We start from the raw sequence: 23,429 nt of genomic DNA on the forward strand, positions 1-23,429 counted from the left end.
AGCGACCTGCAGGTGCCGGCCAGCGCCGAGATCGTCCTCGAGGGCGTGATCCATCCCGGCGAGATGGCCGACGAAGGCCCTTACGGCGACCACACCGGCTACTACAACGAGGTCGACCGCTTCCCGGTGTTCACCGTCGAGCGCATCACCCGCCGGCAGAAGCCGATCTACCACAGCACCTATACCGGCCGGCCGCCGGACGAGCCGGCGATTCTCGGCGTGGCGCTGAACGAAGTCTTCGTGCCGATCCTGCAGAAGCAGTTCCCGGAGATCACCGACTTCTACCTGCCGCCCGAAGGCTGCTCGTACCGGATGGCGGTGGTGACGATCAAGAAGCAGTATCCCGGCCACGCCAAGCGCGTGATGCTCGGCGTCTGGTCGTTCCTGCGCCAGTTCATGTACACCAAGTTCGTCATCGTCACCGACGACGACATCGATGCGCGCGACTGGAAGGACGTGATCTGGGCCATCACCACGCGGATGGACCCCAAGCGCGACACGGTGCTGATCGACAACACGCCGATCGACTACCTCGATTTCGCCTCCCCGATCTCCGGGCTCGGCTCGAAGATGGGCCTCGATGCCACCCACAAGTGGCCGGGCGAAACCAGCCGCGAGTGGGGCCGGGCGATCGTCAAGGACGAAGCGGTCAGCCGCCGCGTCGACGAACTCTGGACTTCCCTGGGAATCGACTGATAGTCAGCCTTGCCTTTGAACCCTGAGCCGAATCCACCGATGAAAGTGACCTTGCAGCCGTCCGGTGCGGTACTCGACACGCTCCCCGGCGAGTCCGTGCTCGACGCCGCGCGGCGCCTGGGCTTCGACTGCCCGCAGAGCTGCCGCAACGGCAATTGCCACGTCTGCATGGCGCTGCTGGTGGAAGGGCGGGTGCTGCAGAGCGGCGAAACCCTCGATCACGGCGAGCTGTACACCTGCATCGCCGAGCCGCTGGAAGACTGCGTGCTGCACTGGGATGGCGTGCTCGCTCCCGGTGAGCTGCCGGTACGCGAGCTGAGCTGCCAGTTGATCGAATGCATCGACGCCGGCGGCGATGTGTTCCGCGTGCGCCTGCGCGCGCCGGCCGGCAAGCCGCCGCGCTACCACGCCGGGCAGTACCTGCAGGTGCTGCGCGAGGATGGCGAGTGGGCGGCGTTCTCCCTGGCGTCCTCGCCGCATTCTGGCCGCGAGCTGGAGCTGCATGTGCTGGCGCGGGAGGACTCCGCGCGTAACCTGCTGGCGTTCGTCCAGCGCCAGGGTTTCGCCCGTGTGCGCCTGCCGTTCGGCGATGCGCACCTCGCCGAGTTGCCCGACGGCCCGCTGGTGCTGATCGCCGCCGGCACCGGCATGGCGCAGATGCACAGCCTGGTCGAATACTGTCGCAGCCAGGGGTTCGCCCATCCGGTGCATCTGTACTGGGGCGCGCGCCAGCCCGACGATTTCTACCACGTGCCGCACTGGCAGGAATGGCAGACGGTGGACAACCTGTTCCTGCACCAGGTGGTCAGCGACCTGTGTGGCTGGGAAGGCCGCTGCGGCCTGCTGCACGAGGCGATCCGCGAGGATTTCGCCGACCTCGGCGCGCTGCATGTCTACGCCAGCGGCTCGCCGGCGATGGTCTATGCGACCCTCGACGCGCTGGTGGAGGCGGGCATGGATGCGCATCAGATGCGCGCCGACGTGTTCGCCTACGCGCCTCGCTGAGGTCGAGCCCGCGCGCGCATCCACGAAAGAGGTGAGGAAGCCTGCAAAAGGCCGCCCGAGGGCGGCCTTTTTCGTGAGCGGCTAAGGATCAGCGCACCTGCACCACGATCTTGCCCACGGCCCGGCGCTGGCCGAGCGTATCGATGGCGGCGCCGGCCTGGTTCAGCGGGAAGGTCTGCGATACCAATGGCTTGATCTTGCCTTCGGCGAACCAGTGGAACAGCTGCTGGAAGTTGGCGGCGTTGTCCTGTGGCTGGCGCTGGGCGAACGAGCCCCAGAACACGCCCACCAGCGACGCGCCCTTGAGCAGCGTGAGGTTGGCCGGCAGGGCGGGAATGGTCCCGCTGGCGAAGCCGACTACCAGCATGCGGCCATTCCAGGCGATGGAGCGGAAGGCTTCCTCGAACAGCTCGCCGCCGACCGGGTCGTAGATCACGTCGACGCCCTTGCCGCCGGTCAGCGTCTTCAACTGGTCCTTGAGGCTGCCTTCGCTGTAGTTGATCAGTTCGTCGGCACCGGCGTTCTTCGCCACCGCCAGTTTTTCCGCGCTGCTCGCCGCGGCGATGACCCGCGCGCCCAGCGCCTTGCCGATCTCCACCGCCGCCAGGCCGACGCCGCCGGAGGCACCGAGCACCAGCAGGGTCTCGCCCGGCTGCAGGTTGCCGCGTTGCTTGAGGGCGTGCATCGAGGTGCCGTAGGTCATGCCGAAGGCCGCCGCGCTGGCGAAGTCCATGCCCTCGGGGATCGGCATCACGTTATAGCCGGGCACCGCGACCTGTTCGGCGAAGCTGCCCCAGCCGGTCAGCGCCATGACCCGGTCGCCGACCTTCAGGTGGCCGACCTTTTCGCCCACCGCCGCGACCACCCCGGCCGCTTCGCCGCCCGGCGAGAACGGGAAGGGCGGCTTGAACTGGTACTTGCCCTCGATGATCAGGGTGTCGGGGAAGTTGACCCCGGCGGCGTGCACGTCGAGGAGCACTTCGTTGCCCTTGGGCTGCGGGCTGGCGATGTCTTCGAGGACCAGGCTGTCGGCGGGGCCGAAGGCTTTGCAGAGCACGGCTTTCATCGGGGGCTTCCTTCGTTCTGATTGTTGGTCTGGCAGTGTAGGGGCGAGGCCTGCCCGGTCAATCAGCATGCCCCTGCCTGATGGCCGGGCATAAGCCGTGATCGCCGGCGGGCTTGGGCGCGGCACGCACACTGGCTATGCTAGGCGCAGACCTCTGGAGAATCGGCTTTGAAAACCTGCATCGCGTTACTGCTCGCCCTGTCCCTGCCGCTGGCGCACGCCAACGAGGAAGCCGAACCCAAGGAAGGCGAGGCGGCCGCGCCGACCACGGCCTACATCGGTCTCACCCCCGCGCTGGTGGGCAACTACGGGTCCGGGCCGAAGCTGAAGTACTACAAGGCGGACATCGCGCTGCAGGTGAAGAGCGCCGACGCCAAGGCCAAGGTCGAGCACCACGAGCCCTTGATCCGCAATCAGCTGGTGATGATCTTCTCGCAGCAGACCGACGAGAGCCTGGGCAGCCCGGACGGCAAGGAAAAGCTGCGCCAGGAGGCGCTCAAGCAGGTCCAGGACGTGCTCCAGCAGGAGGAAGGCGCGCCGCTGGTGGATGACCTGCTGTTCAACAACCTGGTCGTCCAGCCCTAGCCCGGCGTTTCAGGCCATCTGCGCCAGCGTCTTGCGGAAGCGGCTCAGCGCGGCGAAGAAGAACAGGCTGCCGATGCCGATGATCGCCAGCAACTGCGGCCAGATGATCGACCACCCCGCACCGCGGTAGAGAATCGCCTGGGCCAGGGCGACGAAGTGGGTCGTCGGTGCCAGCAGCATGATCCGCTGGATCACCTCCGGCATGCTCTCGCGCGGCGTGGTCCCGCCGGAGAGTATCTGCAGCGGCATCAGCACCAGGATGATCAGCAGGCCGAGTTGCGGCATCGAGCGCGCCAGGGTGCCGAAGAAGATGCCCATCGACGTGGTGGCGAACAGGTGCAGCGCGGCGCCTGCGAGGAACAGCCCCACCGAGCCGGCGATCGGCACCTGCAGCCAGCCCTGGACCACCAGCAGCAGCGACAGCGCCGCAGCGCCGAGTACCACCGCGCCCATCGACCAGACCTTGGCCAGCATGATCTCGAACGGTGTCACCGGCATCACCAGCAGGTGCTCGATAGTGCCGTGCTCGCGTTCGCGGATCAGCGCCGCGCCGGTGAGAATGATCGAGAGCATGGTGATCTGGTTGATCACTTCCATCACCGAGCCGAACCAGGTGCGCGTCAGGTTCGGGTTGAACTGCATGCGCACGTTCAGCTCGGCGCGTTGGGCGGCGAGGGCGCGGTAGCGGCCGATGAATTCGCCGATCTCGCTGCTGACGATGTTCTGGATGTAGCCGGCGCCGGTGAACGCCTGGCTGATCTGGGTGGCGTCTACGTTCAGTTGCAGCGCCGGCTGGCGGCCGGCGAGCACATCGCTCTGGAAGTTCGGCGGCACGTTCAGGGTGAAGGTGTAGAGCCCGGCGTCCATGCCATGGTCCATGCGGTTCAGGTCGATCAACGCCGGGCTGAGAAAGTAGGGCGGCTGGAAGCTGTGGACGATCCGTGTGGACAGCTGCGAGCGGTCCTCGTCGACCACCGCGATCGCGGCATTGTGCAGGCTCTCCGGCATGCTGGTGGCGGACGAGTAGACGCCAACGCTGAACGACCAGAAGATCAGCGCCAGCAGCGCGTAGTCGCGGCCCAGGCTGCGGAACTCCTTGAGCCCCAGGTGGAGGATGTTGGCCAGGCGCTCCATGGTCAGGCCTCCTGCTTCTTCAACAGTGTCGTGCTGAGCAGCGTCAGCAGGGGAACGGTCAGCAGCAGCGGCATGAAATAGGCGGCCAGGTCGGCGACGCCCAGCGCCTTGGAGAAGGCCCCGCGGCTGATCACCACGAAGTGCGACGTCGGATAGAGGTGCCCGATCAGCGCGCCCAGACCTTCGAGTGCCGACACCGGGTAGATCAGGCCGGAGAACTGGATGGCCGGCAGCATGGTGGCGATGGCGGTGCCGAACACCGCGGCGATCTGGCTGCGGGTGAAGGTCGATATCAGCAGGCCGAGCCCGGTCGAGCAGAACAGGTAGAGCAGCGCGCCGATTGCCAGGGCTGCCGGGCTGCCCTTGATCGGCACGTCGAACACCAGCACCGCGAAGGTGACGAGGGAGAGGAAGTTGAGCAGGCCGATGCCCACGTAGGGCAGTTGCTTGCCGAGGAGGAACTCCAGCTTCGTGACCGGGGTGACGTAGAGGTTGATGATCGAGCCGAGCTCCTTCTCGCGGACCACGCCGAGTGCGGTGAGCATCGCCGGGATCAGCATCAGCATCATCGGGATCACCGCCGGCACCATGGCCTTGAGGCTTTCCACGTCGGGGTTGTAGCGGTAGCGCACCTCGAGGTCCGCCAGCGCCGCAGCGCCGGGTTGCGGCGAGCGCCGCGCCAGCTCGCGCAGATAGTCGTTGTGCAGGCCCTGCACATAGCCGTTGATGGTGTCGGCGCGGGTCGGCATGGCACCGTCGATCCACATGCCGATCTGCGGGCTGGCGCCGCGCTTGAGGTCGCGGCCGAAATGCGCCGGGATTTCCACCGCCAGGCTGATCTCGCCATCGCGCATGCGCCGCTCGAGGTCGGCGTAATCGGTGATCGCCGGGCGCTCGGTGAAGTAGCGCGAGCCGGTCAGGTTGAGCACGTACTCCTGGCTGGTGGTGGTCTGGTCGCGGTCGAGCACGGCGAAGGTCAGGTTCTCCACGTCCAGGTTGATGCCATAGCCGATGATGAACATCAGCAGCAGCGGGCCGAGCAGCGCCAGCGTGCGACGGATCGGGTCGCGGCGCAGCTCCATGCTCTCGCGCAGCGAGTAGCTGAGCAGCCGGCGCAGGCTGAAGCGCCGTTGTGGCTGCGCCTGTGGCGCCACGGGCGCACCGACCGGCGTTGCCGGCTCGGATGCGCTGGCGGAGCCGGTGGCCTCTTCGAGGTAGGCGATGAAGGTCGCCTCCAGGGTCGGCAGCCCTCGCTTGGCGATCAGCGCCTGCGGAGTGTCGCTGTCGAGCACCTTGCCCGCGTGCATCAGCGAGATGCGGTCGCAGCGCAGCGCTTCGTTCATGAAGTGGGTGGAGATGAAGATGGTCACGCCATCGTTGCGCGACAGGTCGATCATCAGCTCCCAGAAACCGTCGCGGGCGATCGGGTCGACCCCGGAGGTCGGCTCGTCGAGGATCAGGATTTCCGGCTTGTGGATCACCGCCACCGCCAGCGAAAGACGCTGGCGCATGCCCAGCGGCAGGGCGTCGGGCAGGGCGTCCAGTGAGCCGAGCAGGTCGAAGCGGCCAGCCATCTCGGCGACCCGTGCGTCGATCTGCTCGCGCGGCACATGGAACAGCTGGGCGTGCAGCACCAGGTTCTGGCGCACGCTGAGTTCGGCGTACAGCGAGAAACCCTGGGACATGTAGCCGACCCGGCGGCGGGTGTTCATGTCTTGCGGGTCGACCTTCTGGCCGAACAGGAAGGCCTCGCCCTCGCTGGCCGGCAGCAGGCCGGTGAGCATCTTCATGGTGGTCGACTTGCCGCAGCCGTTGGAGCCGAGGAAGCCGAAGATCTCGCCGCGCTCGATGCGGAAATTCACATGGTCGACCGCGACGAAGTCGCCGAAGCGGCAGGTCAGCTCGCGCGCCTCGATGGCGATCTGTCCGGCTTCGTCCTGGGGGCGCGGCGGAATCACCAGTTGCCGGTGATCGCGGCGTTTCTCCTCCGGCTGCAAGGCGATGAAAGTTTCCTCCAGGCTGCTGCAGCCGGTGGCATCGCGCAGTTCCTGCGGCGTGCCGGTGGCGAGGATGCGCCCGTCGTCCATCGCCATCAGCCAGTCGAAGCGTTCGGCCTCTTCCATGTAGGCGGTGGCGACCAGCACGCTCATGCCGCGGCGTTCGCTGCGCAGGCGTGCGATCAGCTCCCAGAACTGGTTACGCGAGAGCGGATCGACGCCGGTGGTGGGCTCGTCGAGGATCAGCAAATCCGGATCGTGGATCAGCGCGCAGCACAGCCCGAGCTTCTGCTTCATGCCGCCGGACAGCTTGCCGGCCGGGCGATCGGCGAAAGGCGACAGTCCGGTGCTGGCGAGCAGGTCGGCGATGCGCCGCTGGCGCTCGGCGGCATCCTGGCCGAACAGTCGGCCGAAGAAGTCGACGTTCTCGAACACCGACAGCGTCGGGTAGAGGTTCTTGCCCAGGCCCTGCGGCATGTAGGCGATGCGCGGGCAGACCGCGCGACGGTGCGCGGCATCGGCCATGTCGCCGCCGAGTACTTCGATGCGGCCCTGCTGGATCTTCCGCGCACCGGCGATCAGCGCCAGCAGGCTGGATTTTCCCACCCCGTCCGGGCCGATCAGGCCGACCATCCGGTCCGCCGGGATGTCCTGATCGACACCGCGCACGGCGTAGGTCTCGCCGTAACGCAGGTCTACCCCGTGCAGCCGGGCGACCGCGGGCTGCGAGTTCACTGCGGAACCTTGGTCTGCAGCCTTTCGGGCCATTCAACCTGCGGGTCGAGGCGCAGGTAGGCCATGCCCGGCACGCCCGTCTTCACCTGGGCGAGGTGTTGCTGCAGCAGCGCCGGATCGATGCGCGCCTTGACCCGGAACATCAGCTTCTCGCGCTCGCTGGTGGTTTCCACGGTTTTCGGGGTGAACTGGGCGACGCTGGCGACGTAGGACACCTTGGCCGGAATCACGTACTGCGGGATCGCGTCGATCACCAGGCGCACGTCCGAGCCGAGGGCGACGCGGCCGGCCTGCGCAGAGGGCAGGAAGAAGGTCATGTAGACATCACCCAGGTCGACCAGGTTGAGCACCTTGCCGCCGGCAGCGAGCACTTCGGCGGGCTGGGCGATGCGGTACTGCACGCGACCGCTGCGCGGCGCCTTCAACTGGCTGTCGTCGATATCGGCGAGCAGGCGGTCGACGCTGGCATTCGCGGCCTCCACCGCGGACTGCGCCTCGATCACCTGCGAGCGTGCGGCGGCGATGCCGGCATCCGCCGAGGCCACCTGCGAGCGCGCCGCCGCCAGCGCCGCCTGGGCGCTTTGCAGGTGCGCCAGGTCGTCATCGAGTTGCTGCCGGGGCATGGCGTTGCGCTGCACCATGGCCGCGGTGCGCGTGTAGCGCTTGTCGCTGGCGGAGAGTTCGGCCTGACGCTGGCGCACCACGGCTTCGGCGGTGGTCTTCTCGCTTTCGCGCAGGCTGACCTGGGCCTGCGCGGTGCGCGTGGCATTTTCCGCCTGGCGCACCTGGGCGCGGGCTTGTGCGAGTTGCGCCTCGAGCACCTGGGTGTCCATTTTCGCCACGGTCTGGCCGGCCTCGACGAAGTCGCCTTCGTCCACCCCGATCGAGGCGATGCGCCCGCCGAGCTTGCTGGCGACGTCGATCTCGGTGGCCTCGATGCGCCCGTTGCCGCTGGCGATGCCGTCTTCCAGGCCACTGGGACGCCATTCGAACCAGGCCAGCGCGGCGAGGATCAGGAGCCCGGCGAGAATGCCGGCGCGGATCGTCCATTTTCCCTTGAGTGTCATCGGGAGCTGCCTTCTGCTGCGGATGGGGGCATCGGCCCGTCAGGATAGACGACGAGCGCCGATTACAGGTTCAGCTTGAGACGGGCGGCAGTTGGTCGCACTGATTCGGATCAAGCGCGTCCCAGCGCATGCTCCGGTTGCGCCCTGCGCGCTTGGCCCGATAGAGCGCGCCGTCCGCCTGGGCCACCAGGGTTTCCGCGCGATTGTCGGGCACGTCGCGCGAGGTGGACAGACCGATGCTGACGGTCACCCGGCCCAGCGGGCTGTCGGGGTGAGGGATGCGCAGTTCGGCGATCAGCCGCTGCAGTCGCGCGGCGACGTGCTCGGCGCCGGCCTCGTCGGTGTCCATCAGGATCACCGCGAACTCTTCGCCGCCGTAGCGGCAGGCGACGTCGCCTTCGCGCTGCAGGCAGCGTTGCAGCTGGCCGCCTACCTGGCGCAACGCATCGTCGCCCGCGAGGTGGCCGAGGGCGTCGTTGTAGGCCTTGAAGTGGTCGATATCCAGCAACAGCAGGGCCAGCGGCCGCGCAGTGCGGCACATGCGCCGCCACTCCGCCTGCAGGCGTTGGTCGAAGAAACGGCGGTTGTAGAGCCCGGTCAGACCGTCCTGCTGCGACAGCCGCTGCAGGTGCGCTTCCAGTTGCAGGCGTTCGCTGTTGTCGCGGGAAACGCCGATCAGGTACTCGTGGCCATTCACCTCCACCAGCTGCGCACTGATTTCCGCGGCCCTGACGCTGCCGTCGCGACGGCGCATCTCGCGCTGGAAGATCGGCGAGGTGTCCTCGCGCTGGGCCTGGCGGACTTCCTCCAGCCAGGCGTGATAGCCGGGCAGGATCTGCTCCGGGGCCTCGCTGAACAGCCGGGCGAAGCTTTGCGCGTCATAGCCGAGGCTGTCGTAGGTGGCGCGGTTGGTGTGCAGCAGGCCGCCGCTCTTCGGGTCGATGATGAACAGGCCGTCGCTGCTGGAGTCGGTCAGGTCGAGCACCAGTTGCAGGCGCTCGCGGCTGTCGATCAGCACCTTTTCGATCTCCTCGCGCTGGCGCATTTCCTTGTTCAGACGACGGTTGCCCGCCTTCAGCGCACGGGCGCGGCGGTCGTTTTCCATCGCCAGGGCGAGCGCCGCCACCAGCAGCAGGCTGATCACCAGGCCGGCGCCAAGGACGAACTCGGGCAACGGGCTATCCAGGCTGGCGACCAGTTCACGGGTCGGGCTGAGTTGCAGCGCAAAGGCATCGTTGTTCAGCAGGTGCAGCGGAACCTGCTGCTGGAGGTCGTCGCGCGCCTCGCGGGTGGTATGGGTGTAGATCGAATTCTGCCGCTCCAGTAGGCGCACGTTGAACTCGTCGGCGCTGTCCGCAAGCAACTCGTCCATCAGCTCCTCGACGCGGAAGACCCCCTGCACGAAGCCGTCGAAGCGCGCTACACCCTGTTTGTCATGCAGGTAGATCGGGTCGTAGAGGACGAAGCCGCGGCCGCCCTGAACCAGGGCGAAGCTGTTGGAAAACTGCGGCTGGCCGCTGGCCTTGGCCTGCATGGCGATCGGGTAGTTCGGGTGCGTGGGCGTGAGCTGGAAATCGCGCGCGGCCTCGTTGCCGGCCAGGGGCAGCAACCAGTGGATGCGCAGGTCGGCGCCCATCCACTGGATCGACTGATAGCCCTTGAAGTGGCGCAGGGCGAACTCGACGTTGAGTGTCCACTCGTCGTGCGGAATGCGCCCGTGGAAATCCCACAGCTGGGCGATGCGCGAGAGGTTCTGCACCTCCTCGTCGATGTTGCTCTCCAGCGTCTGCGCCAGCGCCCGCGCGTGATAGGCGACGCGCTCGGCGACGCGTTCCTGCTGGATGCTGCGCAGCTTGTGCCACAGCAGCCCGCAGCCGCCGAACAACAGAATCAGCAGTAACAGCAGTAACAGGCGCGCGGACCAGACGAAACGCTTACGAGGCATCGGGGATTCCAGGGTAATTGGCTGCTGTCATAGCACAGTGCCGCCAGCCGCTCAACGCAGCGCGAGCACGCGCATCCAGTCGTCCTCGTCGATGGGCATCACCGACAGGCGGCTGCCCTTCTGCAGCAGCGGCATCCGCGCCAGCTCCGGCTCATCGCGCAGGCGTTTCAGGCTCAGCAGCACGGGAAACGCTTCGACGAACGCCACGTCACGCGCGCTCCAGGGGTTCTTTTCCAGGCTCGCCCTGGCATCGAAGTAGGGGCTCTCGGGGTCCACTGCCATGGGGTCGGGATAGGGTTCGCTGACGATCCTGCCGATGCCGGCGATGCCCGGTTCCGCGCAACTGGAGTGATGGAAAAGGAACAGTTCGCCCACATTCATGGCGCGCAGATAATTGCGTGCCTGATAATTGCGCACGCCATCCCAGCGCGCCTGCCCCAGGCGCTGCAGGTCGCGGATAGACAGCTCGTCGGGTTCGGACTTCATCAGCCAGTGCGGCATGAACCTTGCTCCTTGTTTTCGGTGTCGGGGTGGGGCCGATTCTGGTCTGACGTGCGGTCATCTAGCCAATTGCACGGACTCCTGGCTTGGCGGAAAATGCCGCCCGTTCGACCCGCAACGGCCCGCGAGCCCGAAAAGAAAATGCCGGCGAACATTGCGCAACATTTGCCTGGAAGGGGGAGGCAATTAGATGAAACGTAAACCTGATCTGTTGTGGGTTCTGGTCATTCTGTTCGGTCTGGGTGTGGTGACTACCGGCTACACCCAGAGTCAGTGGGAACGCCCCGGTGACATTCCGGTGAGCGTTTCGGCGCAGCAGCAACGCTGATCGCCTTCCGCGCCACGCATCATCCGGTGGCGCCGTACCATCCGCTGTCGGTAACGCATGCCTGCAGCGGGACATCCCAACTGGCCTGGGCCAGTCGATCCACCTTCTGACAGTCATGCGCCAAGCCGATCAATCGCGGCTTGTGTATCCCCTTGCGGCGCTGCAGAAATGCCAGGCTGCGGTCATAGAACCCGCCGCCCATGCCCAGCCTTCCGCCGTTTTCATCGAAGCCCACCAGCGGTAGCAGGATCAGGTCCAGTGCCCATGGCTTGCGTTGCCGTTTCGGCACGCGCGCCGGTTCGGCGATGCCGAAGCGGTTGCCGCGCAAGCGTTCGCCCGCGCGTACGCGCTGGAACGCCATGCGTGTGCGCGGCCAGGGATTGAGCACCGGTAGATAGGTCGCCTTGCCGCGGCGGCGTGCCTCCTCGAGCAGGAGGCGCGGATCTATTTCGCCGTCATTGGGCAGGTACATCGCGATGTGCCGGGCACGCCGAAACAGCGCGTGCTGCGCCAGGCGGCGGTACAGCGCGCGGGCGGCCTGGCGTTGTTCGAGGCGACTCAGGGAGCGACGCCGCCGTCGCAGCAGGCGACGCAGTTCGGCGCGGGAAAGGGATTCGCTGGCGATCATCAAGGACGGGCCGCTGCGGATGACCGAAGAATCCGCGGACCGAGTCCACGGATTGAAAAGGTGACTCCCCGAGGTGCCGCTGTCGGTTTGACCCTTGAACCCGAAAGTTCAAGGTGGCGACTGCAGGAGACCGTAAGGCTTTCCGTCAGGCGGACATGCACACGGGCCCCACGTGCAGCCTCCAGGGTTTTGCGTATCGGGAGAGGGACGTGACCAACTGGCGCACACACCAGGGAGCTGTGGCGAGTATACCCCAATAGGCCGCCGTGCAATCAGCTACGGGCTTCATCCGGATCGGTGGCAAGGGCCTCGTCGACCCGGTCCAGCAGATCGCGCACCTGCTCGCGGGTGGAATCCGCCTGCAGATCGAGGCGTTGCTGCTTGTGCAGCAGGTCGTGGGTGATGTTGAGCGCGGCCATAACGGCGACGCGGTCGGCGCCGATGACTTTGCCGCTGGTGCGTATCTCGCGCATCTTGCCGTCCAGGTAGCGCGCGGCGCTCTCCAGGTTGGCTCGCTCGTCCTGCGGGCAGGAGATGCAGTACTCCTTGTCGAGAATCTGCACGTTTACGGTATTTGGCTGGGTCATTAGTCCTGCTCCAGGGCTTTCAGGCGCGAAATCATCGCTTCGACCTTCTGCCGGGCCATTTCGTTCTTTTCGATCAGATGAGCGCGCTCTTCGCGCCAGGAACGCTCGCTTGCCAGCAGGAGTCGGTTCTGCGTCTTGAGCTGCTCTATGCGCTGGATCAACAGCTCCAGCTTGCCCGCGAGCGCTTGCAGTTCGGCGTGTTCCATGGGCTCCCTACTTGGGCTGATTGATGGGCGGAACTATAACAGCCGCTCGGCAGGACGCCGGGTCGGCATCGCCCGATCCGGCGCGCGAAGGGCTCGCGGCAAACGGCCACGGCGGGTGCCGACGTGCTGCGACAGGGCTGCCTTCGGGTCGTCAGGCTGCTAGGATACCTGGCCCTCATTCTAGTGATTGCGCCCTTCCGCGCCTAGCCGCCCATGCCTTCTTCGAACTCCCCGTACACCGCTTTTGCCGCGTTGCTTTCCAGCAGCGGCCACCCCGTTTCCCCGGCCGAACTGCATGGCCTTCTGCTCGGTCGCAGCTGCGCTGGTGCAGACTTCGATCATGCAGCGTGGCTGCAGGATGCCGCCGAACTGCTCGGCGGCGAGCCGCAGGACAACGTGCGCCAGGCGCTCATCGGCCTGCAGGACATGGTCAAGGGCGAACTCACCGGCGACGACATCGCCGTGGTCCTGCTGCTGCCTGGCGACGACGCGCCGCTGAGCGAGCGTGCCGTCGCCCTCGGCCAGTGGTGCCAGGGCTTCCTTGGCGGTTTCGGCATGACCGCCCGTGACGGCGCGTTGTCCGCCGAGGCCATGGAAGTGCTGCAGGACCTCGCCGCCATCGCCCAGGTGCAAAGCGCGCTGGAAGAGTCCGAAGACGGCGAGAACGACTACATGGAAGTGATGGAGTACCTGCGCGTCGCACCCCTTCTGTTGTTTACCGAATGTGCCAAGCCGGTCGCCGCGGCGCCCGTTGCGAGCAAACCCTCCCTGCACTGAGAAGCTAAGGCGTCCTGCCATGACCAGCATCCCGAAGTCGGAATACGCCCGCCGCCGCAAAGCGCTGATGGCGCAGATGGAACCCAACAGCATTGCCATCCTGCCGGCCGCGCCGGTGTATATCCGTAACCGCGATGTCGAGCATGTCTATCGCCAGGACAGCGACTTCCAGTACCTCTCGGGCTTTCCCGAGCCGGAAGCGGTGATCGCCCTGATTCCCGGCCGCGAGCACGGCGAGTACGTGCTGTTCTGCCGGGAGCGCAACCCCGAGCGCGAACTGTGGGACGGCCTGCGCGCCGGCCAGGAAGGCGCGATCCGTGACTTCGGCGCCGACGATGCCTTCCCCATCGGCGACATCGACGACATCCTTCCCGGGCTGATCGAAGGCCGCGAGCGGGTCTACTACGCGATCGGCACCAACCCGGAATTCGACCAGCACCTGATGGAGTGGGTCAACGTAATCCGTTCCAAGGCGCGCCAGGGTGCGCAGCCACCGAACGAATTCGTCGCCCTCGACCACCTGCTGCACGACATGCGCCTGTACAAGAGCGCCGCCGAAGTGAAGGTGATGCGCGAGGCCGCGGAAATCTCGGCGCGCGCGCACATTCGCGCCATGCAGGCGAGCCGCGCCGGGCTCTTCGAATACCACCTCGAGGCTGAGCTGGACTACGAATTCCGCAAGGGCGGGGCGAAGATGCCGGCCTACGGCTCCATCGTCGCGGCCGGCCGCAACGGCTGCATCCTGCATTACCGCGAGAACGACGCCGTGTTGAAAGACGGCGACCTGGTGCTGATCGACGCGGGCTGCGAGATCGACTGCTACGCCAGCGACATCACCCGCACCTTCCCGGTCAGCGGCGTGTTCTCCGCCGAACAGAGGGCGCTCTACGAAATCGTTCTGGCGGCGAACGTCGAGGCCTTCAAGTTCATCGGTCCCGGCCGCCACTGGAACGAAGCCCACGAGGCCACCGTGCGGGTGATCACCGCCGGCCTGCTCGAGCTCGGCCTGCTCAAGGGCACGCTCGACGAACTGATCGCCAGCGAAGCCTACAAGCCCTTCTACATGCACCGCGCCGGCCACTGGCTGGGTATGGACGTGCACGACGTCGGCGACTACAAGGTCGGCGGCGAATGGCGCGTGCTCGAGCCGGGCATGTCGATGACCGTCGAGCCGGGCATCTACATCGCGCCCGACAACGCCAGCGTGGCGAAGAAGTGGCGCGGTATCGGCATTCGTATCGAGGACGACGTCGTGGTGACCCGCACCGGCTGCGAAATCCTCACCGGCGGAGTGCCGAAAGGCATCGACGAAATCGAGGCGCTGATGGCCCAGGCCCGGCGCGAGGTGGCATGAGCATGCAGCGGACCCAGATTGCGATCATCGGTGGCGGCCTGGTCGGCGCCAGTCTTGCCCTGAGCCTGCAGGCCGGCGCCCGGCAGCGTGGCTGGAAAATCGAGATGATCGAGCCGTTCGCGCCCGGCGACAGCTATCAGCCCAGTTACGACGCGCGCTCCTCGGCGATTTCCTACGGCACGCGGCTGATCTACCAGCGCCTGGGCGTGTGGGAGAGCATCGCCCGGCGCGCCGAGCCGATCCTCGACATCCATGTCTCCGAGCGCGGTCGCTTCGGCGCCACGCGTCTTTCCGCCAGCGCCGAGCGCGTGCCGGCGCTGGGCTACGTGGTGGAGAACGCCTGGCTCGGCCAGTGCCTGTGGGAAGCGCTGGACAGCGACGTGATCAACTGGCGCTGCCCGGCGGTGGTCGAGCAGATGCAGGCGCGCGAGGACGGCTACCGGCTGATCCTGGACGATGAGACGACGCTCGATTGCGACCTCGCGATCCTCGCCGACGGCGGCCGTTCGGGCCTGCGCGAGCGGCTCGGCATCCAGGTCGACAAGACGCCGTACGGGCAGACCGCGCTCATCGCCAACGTCACCCCGAGCGAAGCGCATCGCGGGCTGGCCTTCGAGCGCTTCGTCGCCGACGGGCCGATGGCGCTGCTGCCGCTGGCCGACAACCGCTGCGCACTGGTCTGGACGCGGCCGACCGAGGAGGCCACGCGCCTCGCGGGGCTGGACGACCAGGCCTTCCTCGGCGAGCTGCAGCGGACCTTCGGTTACCGCCTCGGCGCGTTTCGCCAAGTCGGCGCGCGGCACCTCTACCCGCTGGTGCTGATCGAGGCGCAGGAGCAGGTGCGCTCGAACCTGGTGGTGCTCGGCAACGCCGCCCACGGCATGCACCCGATCGCCGGCCAGGGCTACAACCTGTCGCTGCGCGACACCGTGGAGCTGGCGGAAACCCTCCTGTGCAGCGAGGCGCCACTGGGCGACCTGGCGACCCTGCAGGGCTACCTGGCGCGCCAGCGCCTCGATCAGGAAATGACCATCGGCTTCTCCGACCGCGTCACCCGGCTGTTCACCGCGGCCGATCCGGCGCTTTCCAGCGTGCGACATCTGGGGCTGCTCGGTCTCGACCTGTTGCCGCCAGCCAAGCGCTGGTTCGCCCGCCAGGCCATGGGGCTGGGTACTCGCGTCAGCTGATTCCGCCGCGTTCGCCGGGCTCGGGCGCTGCGGCATAAGCGCGCGAAGATTCTCGGGAAACGGGCGCGCCGGGGCGTGAACTGGTAAAAACGCAGCTTCTTCGGCGGCGCTCCGGCGCCGGTTCCGTAACGCCCAACCGGGCGAAACCTCAGGTTCGGCCGCTTCGACAGGCGAGGCGGCCTTAAGGAATACGATGCAGATGCAAGCGGATGTGATCATCGTGGGTGCCGGCATGGTCGGCAGTGCGCTGGCCCTGGCATTGAAGGACAGCGGTCTGAAAATCCTCCTCCTCGATGGCGGTCCGTTGAGCCTCGAGCCCTTCGACAGTAGCGCCGCGTTCGAGCCACGGGTCAGCGCGCTGTCCGTCGCCAGCCAGCGCATTCTCGAGCGCCTGGGCGCCTGGGAGGGCATCGTCGCCCGTCGCGCCAGCGTCTATGAAGACATGCAGGTGTGGGACGGCAGCGGCACCGGCAACATCCATTTCTCCGCCGCCAGCGTGCATGCCGAGTCGCTCGGCCATATCGTCGAGAACCGCGTGGTGCAGGAGGCGCTGCTCGAGCGTCTGCTGGGAACCCGCGTCGACCTGCTGCCCAACGCGCGCGTCGACCAGATCAAGCGCAACGACGACGGCTGGCTGCTGACCCTCGCCGAGGGCCGCGAGCTGAGCGCGCCGCTGCTGATCGCCGCCGACGGGGCCAACTCCACCGTGCGCCGCCTGGCCGGCTGCGCCACCCGTGAGTGGGATTACCTGCACCACGCGATCGTCACCAGCGTGCGCAGCGAGAAACCGCACCTGCGCACGGCGCGCCAGCGCTTCACCGATGACGGGCCGCTGGCGTTTCTGCCGCTGGACCGCGACGGCGACCAGCACTGGTGCTCGATCGTCTGGTCCTGCACGCCCGCCGAAGCCGGCCGCCTGATGGCGCTGGAGGACAGCGCCTTCTGCGCCGAGCTGGGCAATGCGTTCGAGCACCGCCTGGGCGAGGTCCAGGCCGCCGACCCGCGGTTGTGCATTCCGCTGCGCCAGCGCCACGCCAAGCGCTACATCCAGCAGGGCCTGGCGCTGATCGGCGACGCTGCCCACGTGATCCACCCGTTGGCCGGGCAGGGCGTGAACCTGGGTTTCCTCGACGCCGCGGTGCTCGCCGAAGTGCTGCTGCACGCGCAGCAGCGCGGTGAAACGCTGGCCGACGAGCGCGTGCTGAGCCGCTTCGAGCGTCGGCGGATGCCGAACAACCTGGCGATGATGGCGGCGATGGAGAGCTTCGAGCGGCTGTTCCAGAGCAACCTGCTGCCGCTGCGCTGGCTGCGCAACACCGGCCTGCGTCTGGTCGACAAGCTGCCGGAAGCCAAATCGCTGTTCGTGCGCCAGGCGCTCGGACTGTCCGGCGATCTTCCCGAACTGGCCCGCCTCTGACGTTGTGCCGGGCGCTTGCTGGCGTCGGGCGATCCTCTTCCAGTGCTTTTCGCACTCGCCGTCATAACCTGGCGGCGGTCTTTTCGCACGACGATTTCCTTCGTATCCGCCCGCCCGTCGGACCGCCTCGAGGCCGGGCCGCGGCCCTGCGGGCGGACATCAACTGCGACAGAAACCCGGGATGACCGCCCCCCACCTTGCGGCTACAATGCGCGCCATTCGATGCGGCCGACCATCCCCGGCAGGCCCGTGTGGATCTGCGCAAGCCCCGTCAACCGCGGGTTTCAGCCAGATCGCCAGCCTGAACGCATCTCGCCGGACCCGGAAGGAGAAACCCATGGGTAAGCGTACGCCCCTCTACGAGCAGCACCTGGCGCTTGGCGCCAAGATGGTCGACTTCGGCGGCTGGGACATGCCGCTGCACTACGGATCTCAGGTCGAAGAGCACCATCAGGTGCGCCGTGACTGCGGTGTCTTCGATGTCTCCCACATGACCGTCGTCGACCTGTCCGGCAGCGATGCCAAGGTCTTCCTGCAGATGCTCCTGGCGAATGATGTCGCGCGCCTGGCGAGCCCCGGCAAGGCCCTCTACAGCGCAATGCTCAACGAGCGTGGCGGGGTGGTCGACGACCTGATCGTCTACCTCACCGAGGACGGTTACCGCCTGGTGGTGAACGCCGCCACCCGCGACAAGGACCTCGCCTGGATGCAGCAGTGCAGCGAGGGTTTCGACGTCGAGCTGCGCGAGCGTGCGGACCTCGGCATGCTGGCGGTGCAAGGCCCGCAGGCGCGAGCGCGTACCTGCGAGCAGGTCAATCACGTGCGCGCCGAATTGATTCGGGCGCTCAAGCCGTTCCAGGGCTTCGCCGATGGCGACTGGTTCATCGCCCGCACTGGCTACACCGGTGAGGACGGCCTGGAGATCATCCTGCCGCAGGATCAGGTCGCCGGGTTCTTCAGCGAACTGGTCGGCGCCGGCATCTCGCCGATCGGCCTCGGCGCGCGCGACACCCTGCGCCTGGAAGCCGGTATGAACCTCTACGGCCAGGACATGGACGACAGCACGTCGCCGCTGATCTCGAACATGGCCTGGACGCTCGCCTGGGAGCCCGCCGAGCGCCAGTTCATGGGCCGCGCCGCGCTCGAGGCACAGCGCGCCCAGGGCGCCCTGCCACGTCTGGTCGGGCTGGTGCTGGAAGAGCGCGGCGTGCTGCGTGCGCATCAGGTGGTACGCGTGGTCGGCGTCGGCGACGGCGAGATCACCAGCGGCAGCTATTCCCCGACGCTGGGCAAATCGATAGCGCTGGCACGCGTGCCGGCCGCCACCGGCGTGCGCGCCGAGGTGGAAATCCGTGGCAAGTGGTATCCGGTTCGGGTCGTCCAGCCCACCTTCGTCCGCCATGGCAAAGTACTGATCTGATCGCCGGGCCTTCCGCTCCGCAGGTTTTCCGCGAAAAGCCGCGCGGGGCTGCTAAATTACCGGCAGTTTTTTGCCAACTCTGGAGACCAAGAAAATGAGTGATATCCGTGCCGACCTGCGTTACGCCGCCAGCCACGAATGGGCCCGCCTGGAAGCCGACGGCACGGTCACCGTGGGCATTTCCGATCATGCCCAGGAAGCCCTCGGCGACGTGGTCTTCATCGAACTGCCGGACGTCGGCGCACAACTCGCCGCGGGCCAGGAAGCCGGCGTCGTCGAGTCGGTGAAGGCTGCCTCGGACATCTACGCCCCGGTCGGCGGCGAAGTCATCGCGGTGAATACCGGCCTGGCCGATGGCCCGGAAGGCGTCAACAGCGATCCCTACGGCAGCTGGTTCTTCAAGCTGCAGCCCAGCGACGTCAGCGAGCTGGACAAGCTGCTCGATGCCGACGGCTACCGCGCCGCCGCCGACGAAGCCTGAGTTCCGGCGAGAACCGACCGTGTCGGGTGCCCTCGGCTCATCGAAACCGGCGTTCGCGCCGGTTTCGCGTTTCTGCCCGGTGTCTCCTCCGCCGCGCCGGGAACGCGCTCCGCGGCCCGCCGGTCGGTGCCGAGTGCGCTGCATCAATAAACGCCTAGGGGAGCATGGTGGCTTTTCTGTCATAATCGCGCCCCCTCAAGAGTGGTCCTGAACCTTCATGTTCGAACTTTTCAGCGGGCTCGATGCCTGGCTGGTGCTGAGCCTGGTGCTCGCTCTGGCATTCGTCCTCACCTTCGAATTCATCAACGGTTTCCATGACACTGCGAACGCGGTCGCCACGGTGATCTACACCAAGGCGATGCCTCCGCACCTCGCCGTATTCGCTTCGGGTGTGTTCAATTTCCTCGGCGTGCTGCTCGGCGGCGTGGGCGTGGCCTACGCGATCGTCCACCTGCTGCCGGTCGAGCTGCTGATCAACGTCAACACCGCCCACGGCCTGTCGATGGTGTTCTCGCTGCTCGCCGCCGCCATCGCCTGGAACCTCGGCACCTGGTACCTGGGGATTCCGGCGTCCAGTTCGCACACCCTGATCGGCTCGATCCTTGGCGTCGGCCTGGCCAACGCGCTGATCACCGGGATTCCGGTGGGTGACGGGATCAACTGGCAGAAGGCGATCGACATTGGCCTGTCGCTGATCGTTTCGCCGATGGTCGGTTTCGTCGTCGCCGGCCTGGTGCTGCTCGGCCTGAAGTGGTGGCGGCCGTTCTCGAAGATGCACAAGACCCCCGAACAGCGCCGCAACAAGAAGCACCCGCCGTTCTGGAATCGCCTGGTGCTGGTGCTGTCGGCGATGGCCATGAGCTTCGTCCACGGGTCCAACGACGGGCAGAAGGGCATCGGCCTGATCATGCTGGTGCTGATCGGCCTGGTGCCGGCCAAGTTCGTCCTCGACCTGAACGCCAGCACCTACGAGATCGAGCGTACCCGCGACGCGGCGACCCACCTGAGCATGTTCTACGAGCGCAACGCCGATTCGCTGGGCGATTTCCTCGCGCTGAAACGTCGCGACGTCGACCTGCCGCCGGAATATCGCTGCGATCCGAAGCTGACCGTGCCGACCATCGCCGCGCTGAAGGCCAACCTCGAGGGCATCGACGACTACCGTACCCTCAGCGAAGCCAAGCGCATCGAAGTACGCCGCTATCTGCTGTGTCTGGACGACTCGGCGAAACTGGTCGGCAAGCTGAACGTGCTCTCGGGACGTGACAAGTCGGACCTCGACAAGCTGCGCGGCGACCTCACCACCACCACCGAGTACTCACCGTTCTGGGTGATCCTGGCGGTCGCGTTGGCGCTCGGCATGGGCACCATGATCGGCTGGAAACGGGTGGTCTTCACCGTGGGCGAGAAGATCGGCAAGCAGGGCATGACCTATGCCCAGGGCATGTCTGCGCAGATCACCGCCGCCTGCGCCATCGGCCTGGCCAACGTCTTCAGCCTGCCGGTATCGACCACCCACGTGCTGTCGTCCGGTGTCGCCGGGACCATGGTGGCGAACAAGAGCGGGCTGCAGGGCAACACCATCCGCAACATCCTGCTGGCCTGGGTGCTGACCCTGCCGATCTCGATGGCGCTGGCGGCGCTGCTGTTCTGGACCGCCACCCGCGTGTTCGGCTGACGCCGGGCCGCTTGAAAAGGCCGCCTACGGGCGGCCTTTTTGTTGCCCACAGCATGGGCGACGGCGGATGACAGGCATGAAAAAGCCGCCCGGGGGCGGCTTCGTCGTCGCTGCAGGATCACTGGGCCGGCTGTTGCTCGGCGGTCAGGATCGCGGTGGCCAGGGCCATGTCGTCGGCCTGCAGGTCAGGATTGTTGCCGCGCACCTGCTGCAGGGCGGCTTCCAGGTAGGGACCGCGGATCGCGCCATTGCTGGCGACGAAACTGCTGGCATCGTCCTGCGCGGCGTAGACGATCTTGTCGTCCTTGAAGGTGGAATACAGCGACGCGGAAATACCGGCGGAGGTGGCGTAGTCACGCACCCCTGCGGCCATGGCGGCGGTGGCAGGCAGGCAAAGCGCCAGCGAGGCGATCAGAAGTTTATTGCGCATGATAGGGCTCCTTTTGAACGGCCCGTCGAGGGGGACCTACCCATCAGAAAGCGCGGTGCGGCAAACAGTTCCGTTCGTCGTACCTTCCCTCAGGCTGCTTCGACCCTGAGCAGTACGCCGTCCTGGCCGATCACGCGCACTTCGCTGCCTTGCGGCAGGTCCGGGCCGGTCACCAGCCAGAGGCTGTCGCCGGCCTTGATCTTGCCGCGTCCGTCGACGATCGCTTCGTGCAGGGCGAAGCGCCTGCCGAGGAATTCCTGGCCGCGCTGGTTCAGGCCCGGCTGCTCCGACGGCGACTTGCCGCTGCGCTGGCGCCGCCACCAGTACACCGCCGTCAGGATCGACAGCACGCCGAACAGCACGAACTGCAACGCCCAGGGTAGCGCCGGGAAAACGAAGCCGGCCAGCGCCACGCCGGCCGCGGCCACGCCGATCCAGAGCAGATAACCGCCGGCGCCGAACACCTCGAGGATCAGCAGCAGCGTGCCGAAGGCCAGCCATTGCCAGGGCGAGAGGTGTTGCAGGTACTCGATCATGGCCGCTTGTCTTCGGGTGCGTTGCCGAAGGTGGCCTTGACGATCTCGCCGATGCCGCCGACCGCGCCGATCACCTGGCTGGCTTCCAGCGGCATCAGGATCACCTTGCTGTTGTTGGCGCCGGCCAGCTTGCCGAGGGCGTCGATGTACTTCTGCGCGACGAAGTAGTTCACCGCCTGCACGTTGCCGCTGGCGATGGCCTCGGAGACCACGCGGGTCGCCTCCGCTTCGGCGGCCGCCGCGCGCTCGCGCGCCTCGGCCTCGAGGAAGGCCGCGGCACGCTCGCCCTCGGCGCGGAGGATTTCCGCCTGCTTGTGCCCTTCGGCGGTGAGGATCGCCGCCGAGCGCGACCCCTCGGCTTCGAGAATCTGCGCGCGCTTGACCCGCTCGGCCTTCATCTGCCCGGACATGGCGGCCATCAGGTCGGCCGGCGGGCTGATGTCCTTGATCTCGATGCGGGTGATCTTGATGCCCCAGGGCGCGGTCGCTTCATCGACGGTCTTGAGCAGCTTCTCGTTGATGTTGTCGCGCTGGCTGAGCATGGCGTCCAGCTCCATCGAGCCGAGCACGGTGCGGATGTTGGTCTGCAGCAGATTGCGGATCGCATGCACCAGGTTGTTCACCTCGTAGGCGGCCTGGGCGGTGTTGATCACCTGGTAGAAGCACACGGCGTCGATCTGCACGGTGGCGTTGTCGGCGGTGATGACTTCCTGCGGCGGGATGTCCAGCACGCTTTCCATCACGTTGATCTTGTGGCCGATGCGGTCCATCACCGGGACGATGATGTTCAGGCCCGGCTTGAGCGTGGTGGTGTAGCGGCCGAAGCGCTCCACCGTCCACTGGTAGCCCTGTGGCACGACCTTGAAGCCCATGAAGACGATGGCCACGGCGAGGCCGACGAAGAGAAAGATGACGCTGGCGACTTCCATATGTGGGTACTCCGTTGAGGAACCGGTGCCAAGAGTTGGCTGTTGCGCTCGGTGTTGCAAGCCCGAGGTGTTTTCCAGAGGTTGCGCAGAAGGGGCTCAGGTGCGCTGAAGCCAGAGGGAGCCGCCGGTGTTGCGCAGGAACGTCGGATACTGTGCCTGTATCAGCGCATGCTCATGGCGGCGGAAATAGTCGTTGAAGAACAGGATGTTCCAGTCGCCGTTGTTCATCAGGTAGGCCCGCAGGGCGTACAGCTCGTTCCAGGAGCGACGCTCGTCGATGACCCATTCGCGGCCGTACTCGAAGGGCCAGAATATGTCGTGGAAATGCACGATCACGCCGCTGGCGAGACGCGGCAGCACCTCGAACAGCTCGAAGCACAGGTCGTTGCCTGTGCGCAGTACGTGGGTGGAGTCGATGAACAGGATGTCGTTGGCTTGCAGCGCGTCGAAGGTTTCCAGCGGAACATCCTGCACGCGTGCCCGGTGCCCGGTGCACGGTGGGCGGGGTGCGCGGCTGGCCGATCAGGCGGGCGGCGAGGTCGAAATGCGGGTCGATCAGGGTGACCTCGCAGTGGCCATCGAGAGCCTGCTCGATGGTGTCGATGGCGCAGGCAGACGACCAGCCGCACCCGACCTCCAGGTAGCGACGGGGGCGATAGTGCCGAAGCATGGCATGCAGGACGCTGCCGTCGGCCCAGGCGTAGGCCGGATTGTCGAAGCCGTAGCGGCAGTGCGCGCCG

At 66.7% G+C, this 23,429-nt stretch carries 24 protein-coding genes and 1 other RNA gene; 11 read left to right on the plus strand and 14 right to left on the minus strand.

Annotated features, from left to right (window positions below; genetic code table 11):
* Both B3E91_RS01495 and B3E91_RS01500 read left to right on the plus strand, forming a co-directional pair.
* Nucleotides 1-696: UbiD family decarboxylase (locus B3E91_RS01495; RefSeq protein ID WP_287028068.1), on the plus strand; the 696-nt coding region annotated here is incomplete at its 5' end.
* Nucleotides 697-735: 39 nt separating this feature from the next.
* Nucleotides 736-1,701, plus strand: coding sequence for a CDP-6-deoxy-delta-3,4-glucoseen reductase (locus tag B3E91_RS01500; protein WP_287028069.1), 966 nt, complete (start codon nt 736-738; stop codon nt 1,699-1,701).
* Between the two features lie 88 nt (nt 1,702-1,789).
* On the opposite strand, the gene B3E91_RS01505 is transcribed toward B3E91_RS01500, so the two are convergent.
* Complete coding sequence (locus B3E91_RS01505) at nt 1,790-2,767, minus strand: NADPH:quinone oxidoreductase family protein (RefSeq protein ID WP_287028071.1); 978 nt, start codon at nt 2,765-2,767, stop codon at nt 1,790-1,792.
* A 168-nt stretch (nt 2,768-2,935) separates the two neighbouring features.
* Here B3E91_RS01505 and B3E91_RS01510 point away from each other — a divergent pair, with 168 nt between their 5' ends.
* Nucleotides 2,936-3,352, plus strand: coding sequence for a flagellar basal body-associated protein FliL (locus B3E91_RS01510; protein ID WP_090224112.1), 417 nt, complete (start codon nt 2,936-2,938; stop codon nt 3,350-3,352).
* A gap of 9 nt (nt 3,353-3,361) precedes the next feature.
* On the opposite strand, the gene B3E91_RS01515 is transcribed toward B3E91_RS01510, so the two are convergent.
* The 5 genes from B3E91_RS01515 to B3E91_RS01535 form a co-directional block, all read right to left on the minus strand.
* Nucleotides 3,362-4,486 (minus strand): ABC transporter permease, encoded by a 1,125-nt coding sequence (locus tag B3E91_RS01515; RefSeq protein WP_287028072.1) that lies wholly within the window; start codon nt 4,484-4,486, stop codon nt 3,362-3,364.
* 2 nt (nt 4,487-4,488) lie between these two features.
* On the minus strand, nt 4,489-7,218 hold the full coding sequence (rbbA, locus tag B3E91_RS01520) for a ribosome-associated ATPase/putative transporter RbbA (protein WP_287028073.1): 2,730 nt from the start codon (nt 7,216-7,218) through the stop codon (nt 4,489-4,491).
* Nucleotides 7,215-8,285 (minus strand): HlyD family secretion protein, encoded by a 1,071-nt coding sequence (locus B3E91_RS01525; protein ID WP_287028074.1) that lies wholly within the window; start codon nt 8,283-8,285, stop codon nt 7,215-7,217. Before B3E91_RS01525 ends, rbbA begins: the two co-directional genes overlap by 4 nt.
* Before the next feature lie 70 nt (nt 8,286-8,355).
* A complete protein-coding gene (locus B3E91_RS01530) occupies nt 8,356-10,230 on the minus strand; it encodes a sensor domain-containing diguanylate cyclase (RefSeq protein ID WP_287028075.1) in 1,875 nt (624 codons plus the stop codon).
* A gap of 51 nt (nt 10,231-10,281) precedes the next feature.
* Entirely contained in the window at nt 10,282-10,731 is a 450-nt protein-coding gene (locus tag B3E91_RS01535) for an EVE domain-containing protein (RefSeq protein WP_287028076.1), read from the minus strand.
* A 190-nt stretch (nt 10,732-10,921) separates the two neighbouring features.
* Here B3E91_RS01535 and B3E91_RS01540 point away from each other — a divergent pair, with 190 nt between their 5' ends.
* A complete protein-coding gene (locus B3E91_RS01540; protein ID WP_175534268.1) occupies nt 10,922-11,059 on the plus strand; it encodes a hypothetical protein in 138 nt (45 codons plus the stop codon).
* 19 nt (nt 11,060-11,078) lie between these two features.
* Here the strand turns inward: B3E91_RS01540 and B3E91_RS01545 are convergent, their stop codons facing one another.
* From B3E91_RS01545 to B3E91_RS01560, 4 genes are all read right to left on the minus strand, one after another.
* Complete coding sequence (locus tag B3E91_RS01545; RefSeq protein WP_287028078.1) at nt 11,079-11,687, minus strand: 5-formyltetrahydrofolate cyclo-ligase; 609 nt, start codon at nt 11,685-11,687, stop codon at nt 11,079-11,081.
* Between the two features lie 61 nt (nt 11,688-11,748).
* A non-coding RNA gene (gene ssrS, locus B3E91_RS01550) (6S RNA) lies at nt 11,749-11,926 on the minus strand.
* Between the two features lie 33 nt (nt 11,927-11,959).
* The gene (locus B3E91_RS01555; RefSeq protein WP_090224100.1) at nt 11,960-12,274 is read right to left on the minus strand and encodes a cell division protein ZapA; all 315 of its coding nucleotides are present in this window, start codon (nt 12,272-12,274) and stop codon (nt 11,960-11,962) included.
* Nucleotides 12,274-12,480: a TIGR02449 family protein gene (locus B3E91_RS01560; protein ID WP_090224098.1), complete on the minus strand. Its 207-nt coding sequence runs from the start codon at nt 12,478-12,480 to the stop codon at nt 12,274-12,276. Before B3E91_RS01560 ends, B3E91_RS01555 begins: the two co-directional genes overlap by 1 nt.
* A 213-nt stretch (nt 12,481-12,693) precedes the next feature.
* On the opposite strand from B3E91_RS01560, the gene B3E91_RS01565 reads away from it, so the two are divergent.
* The 7 genes from B3E91_RS01565 to B3E91_RS01595 all read left to right on the plus strand — a co-directional run bounded on the left by B3E91_RS01565 (nt 12,694) and on the right by B3E91_RS01595 (nt 20,794).
* Nucleotides 12,694-13,257, plus strand: a complete 564-nt coding sequence (locus B3E91_RS01565) for a YecA family protein (protein ID WP_090224096.1) — start codon at nt 12,694-12,696, stop codon at nt 13,255-13,257.
* 19 nt (nt 13,258-13,276) lie between these two features.
* The gene (gene pepP / locus B3E91_RS01570) at nt 13,277-14,611 is read left to right on the plus strand and encodes a Xaa-Pro aminopeptidase (protein ID WP_287028080.1); all 1,335 of its coding nucleotides are present in this window, start codon (nt 13,277-13,279) and stop codon (nt 14,609-14,611) included.
* A gap of 2 nt (nt 14,612-14,613) precedes the next feature.
* Nucleotides 14,614-15,798, plus strand: a complete 1,185-nt coding sequence (gene ubiH, locus B3E91_RS01575) for a 2-octaprenyl-6-methoxyphenyl hydroxylase (RefSeq protein ID WP_287028082.1) — start codon at nt 14,614-14,616, stop codon at nt 15,796-15,798.
* A 199-nt stretch (nt 15,799-15,997) separates the two neighbouring features.
* The gene (locus B3E91_RS01580; protein ID WP_287028093.1) at nt 15,998-17,215 is read left to right on the plus strand and encodes a 2-octaprenyl-3-methyl-6-methoxy-1,4-benzoquinol hydroxylase; all 1,218 of its coding nucleotides are present in this window, start codon (nt 15,998-16,000) and stop codon (nt 17,213-17,215) included.
* A 337-nt stretch (nt 17,216-17,552) separates the two neighbouring features.
* On the plus strand, nt 17,553-18,635 hold the full coding sequence (gcvT, locus tag B3E91_RS01585; RefSeq protein WP_287028083.1) for a glycine cleavage system aminomethyltransferase GcvT: 1,083 nt from the start codon (nt 17,553-17,555) through the stop codon (nt 18,633-18,635).
* 94 nt (nt 18,636-18,729) lie between these two features.
* On the plus strand, nt 18,730-19,116 hold the full coding sequence (gene gcvH / locus B3E91_RS01590) for a glycine cleavage system protein GcvH (protein WP_090224088.1): 387 nt from the start codon (nt 18,730-18,732) through the stop codon (nt 19,114-19,116).
* Between the two features lie 217 nt (nt 19,117-19,333).
* Nucleotides 19,334-20,794 carry an inorganic phosphate transporter gene (locus tag B3E91_RS01595; protein WP_090224086.1) on the plus strand — a complete coding sequence of 487 codons (1,461 nt, stop codon included), beginning with the start codon at nt 19,334-19,336 and terminating at the stop codon, nt 20,792-20,794.
* Nucleotides 20,795-20,912: 118 nt separating this feature from the next.
* Here B3E91_RS01595 and B3E91_RS01600 read toward each other — a convergent pair whose 3' ends face one another.
* The 4 genes from B3E91_RS01600 to B3E91_RS01615 form a co-directional block, all read right to left on the minus strand.
* Nucleotides 20,913-21,224, minus strand: a complete 312-nt coding sequence (locus tag B3E91_RS01600) for a DUF2388 domain-containing protein (protein WP_090224085.1) — start codon at nt 21,222-21,224, stop codon at nt 20,913-20,915.
* A gap of 89 nt (nt 21,225-21,313) precedes the next feature.
* Nucleotides 21,314-21,760 carry an NfeD family protein gene (locus tag B3E91_RS01605; protein WP_090224083.1) on the minus strand — a complete coding sequence of 149 codons (447 nt, stop codon included), beginning with the start codon at nt 21,758-21,760 and terminating at the stop codon, nt 21,314-21,316.
* Nucleotides 21,757-22,689: an SPFH domain-containing protein gene (locus tag B3E91_RS01610; protein ID WP_273233180.1), complete on the minus strand. Its 933-nt coding sequence runs from the start codon at nt 22,687-22,689 to the stop codon at nt 21,757-21,759. Before B3E91_RS01610 ends, B3E91_RS01605 begins: the two co-directional genes overlap by 4 nt.
* Before the next feature lie 96 nt (nt 22,690-22,785).
* Entirely contained in the window at nt 22,786-23,163 is a 378-nt protein-coding gene (locus tag B3E91_RS01615; RefSeq protein WP_287028086.1) for a class I SAM-dependent methyltransferase, read from the minus strand.
* Between the last annotated feature and the right edge of the window lie 266 nt (nt 23,164-23,429).

The organism is Pseudomonas sp. UBA6310 (assembly GCF_002438225.1).
Taxonomy (GTDB): Bacteria; Pseudomonadota; Gammaproteobacteria; order Pseudomonadales; family Pseudomonadaceae; genus Pseudomonas_O; species Pseudomonas_O kuykendallii.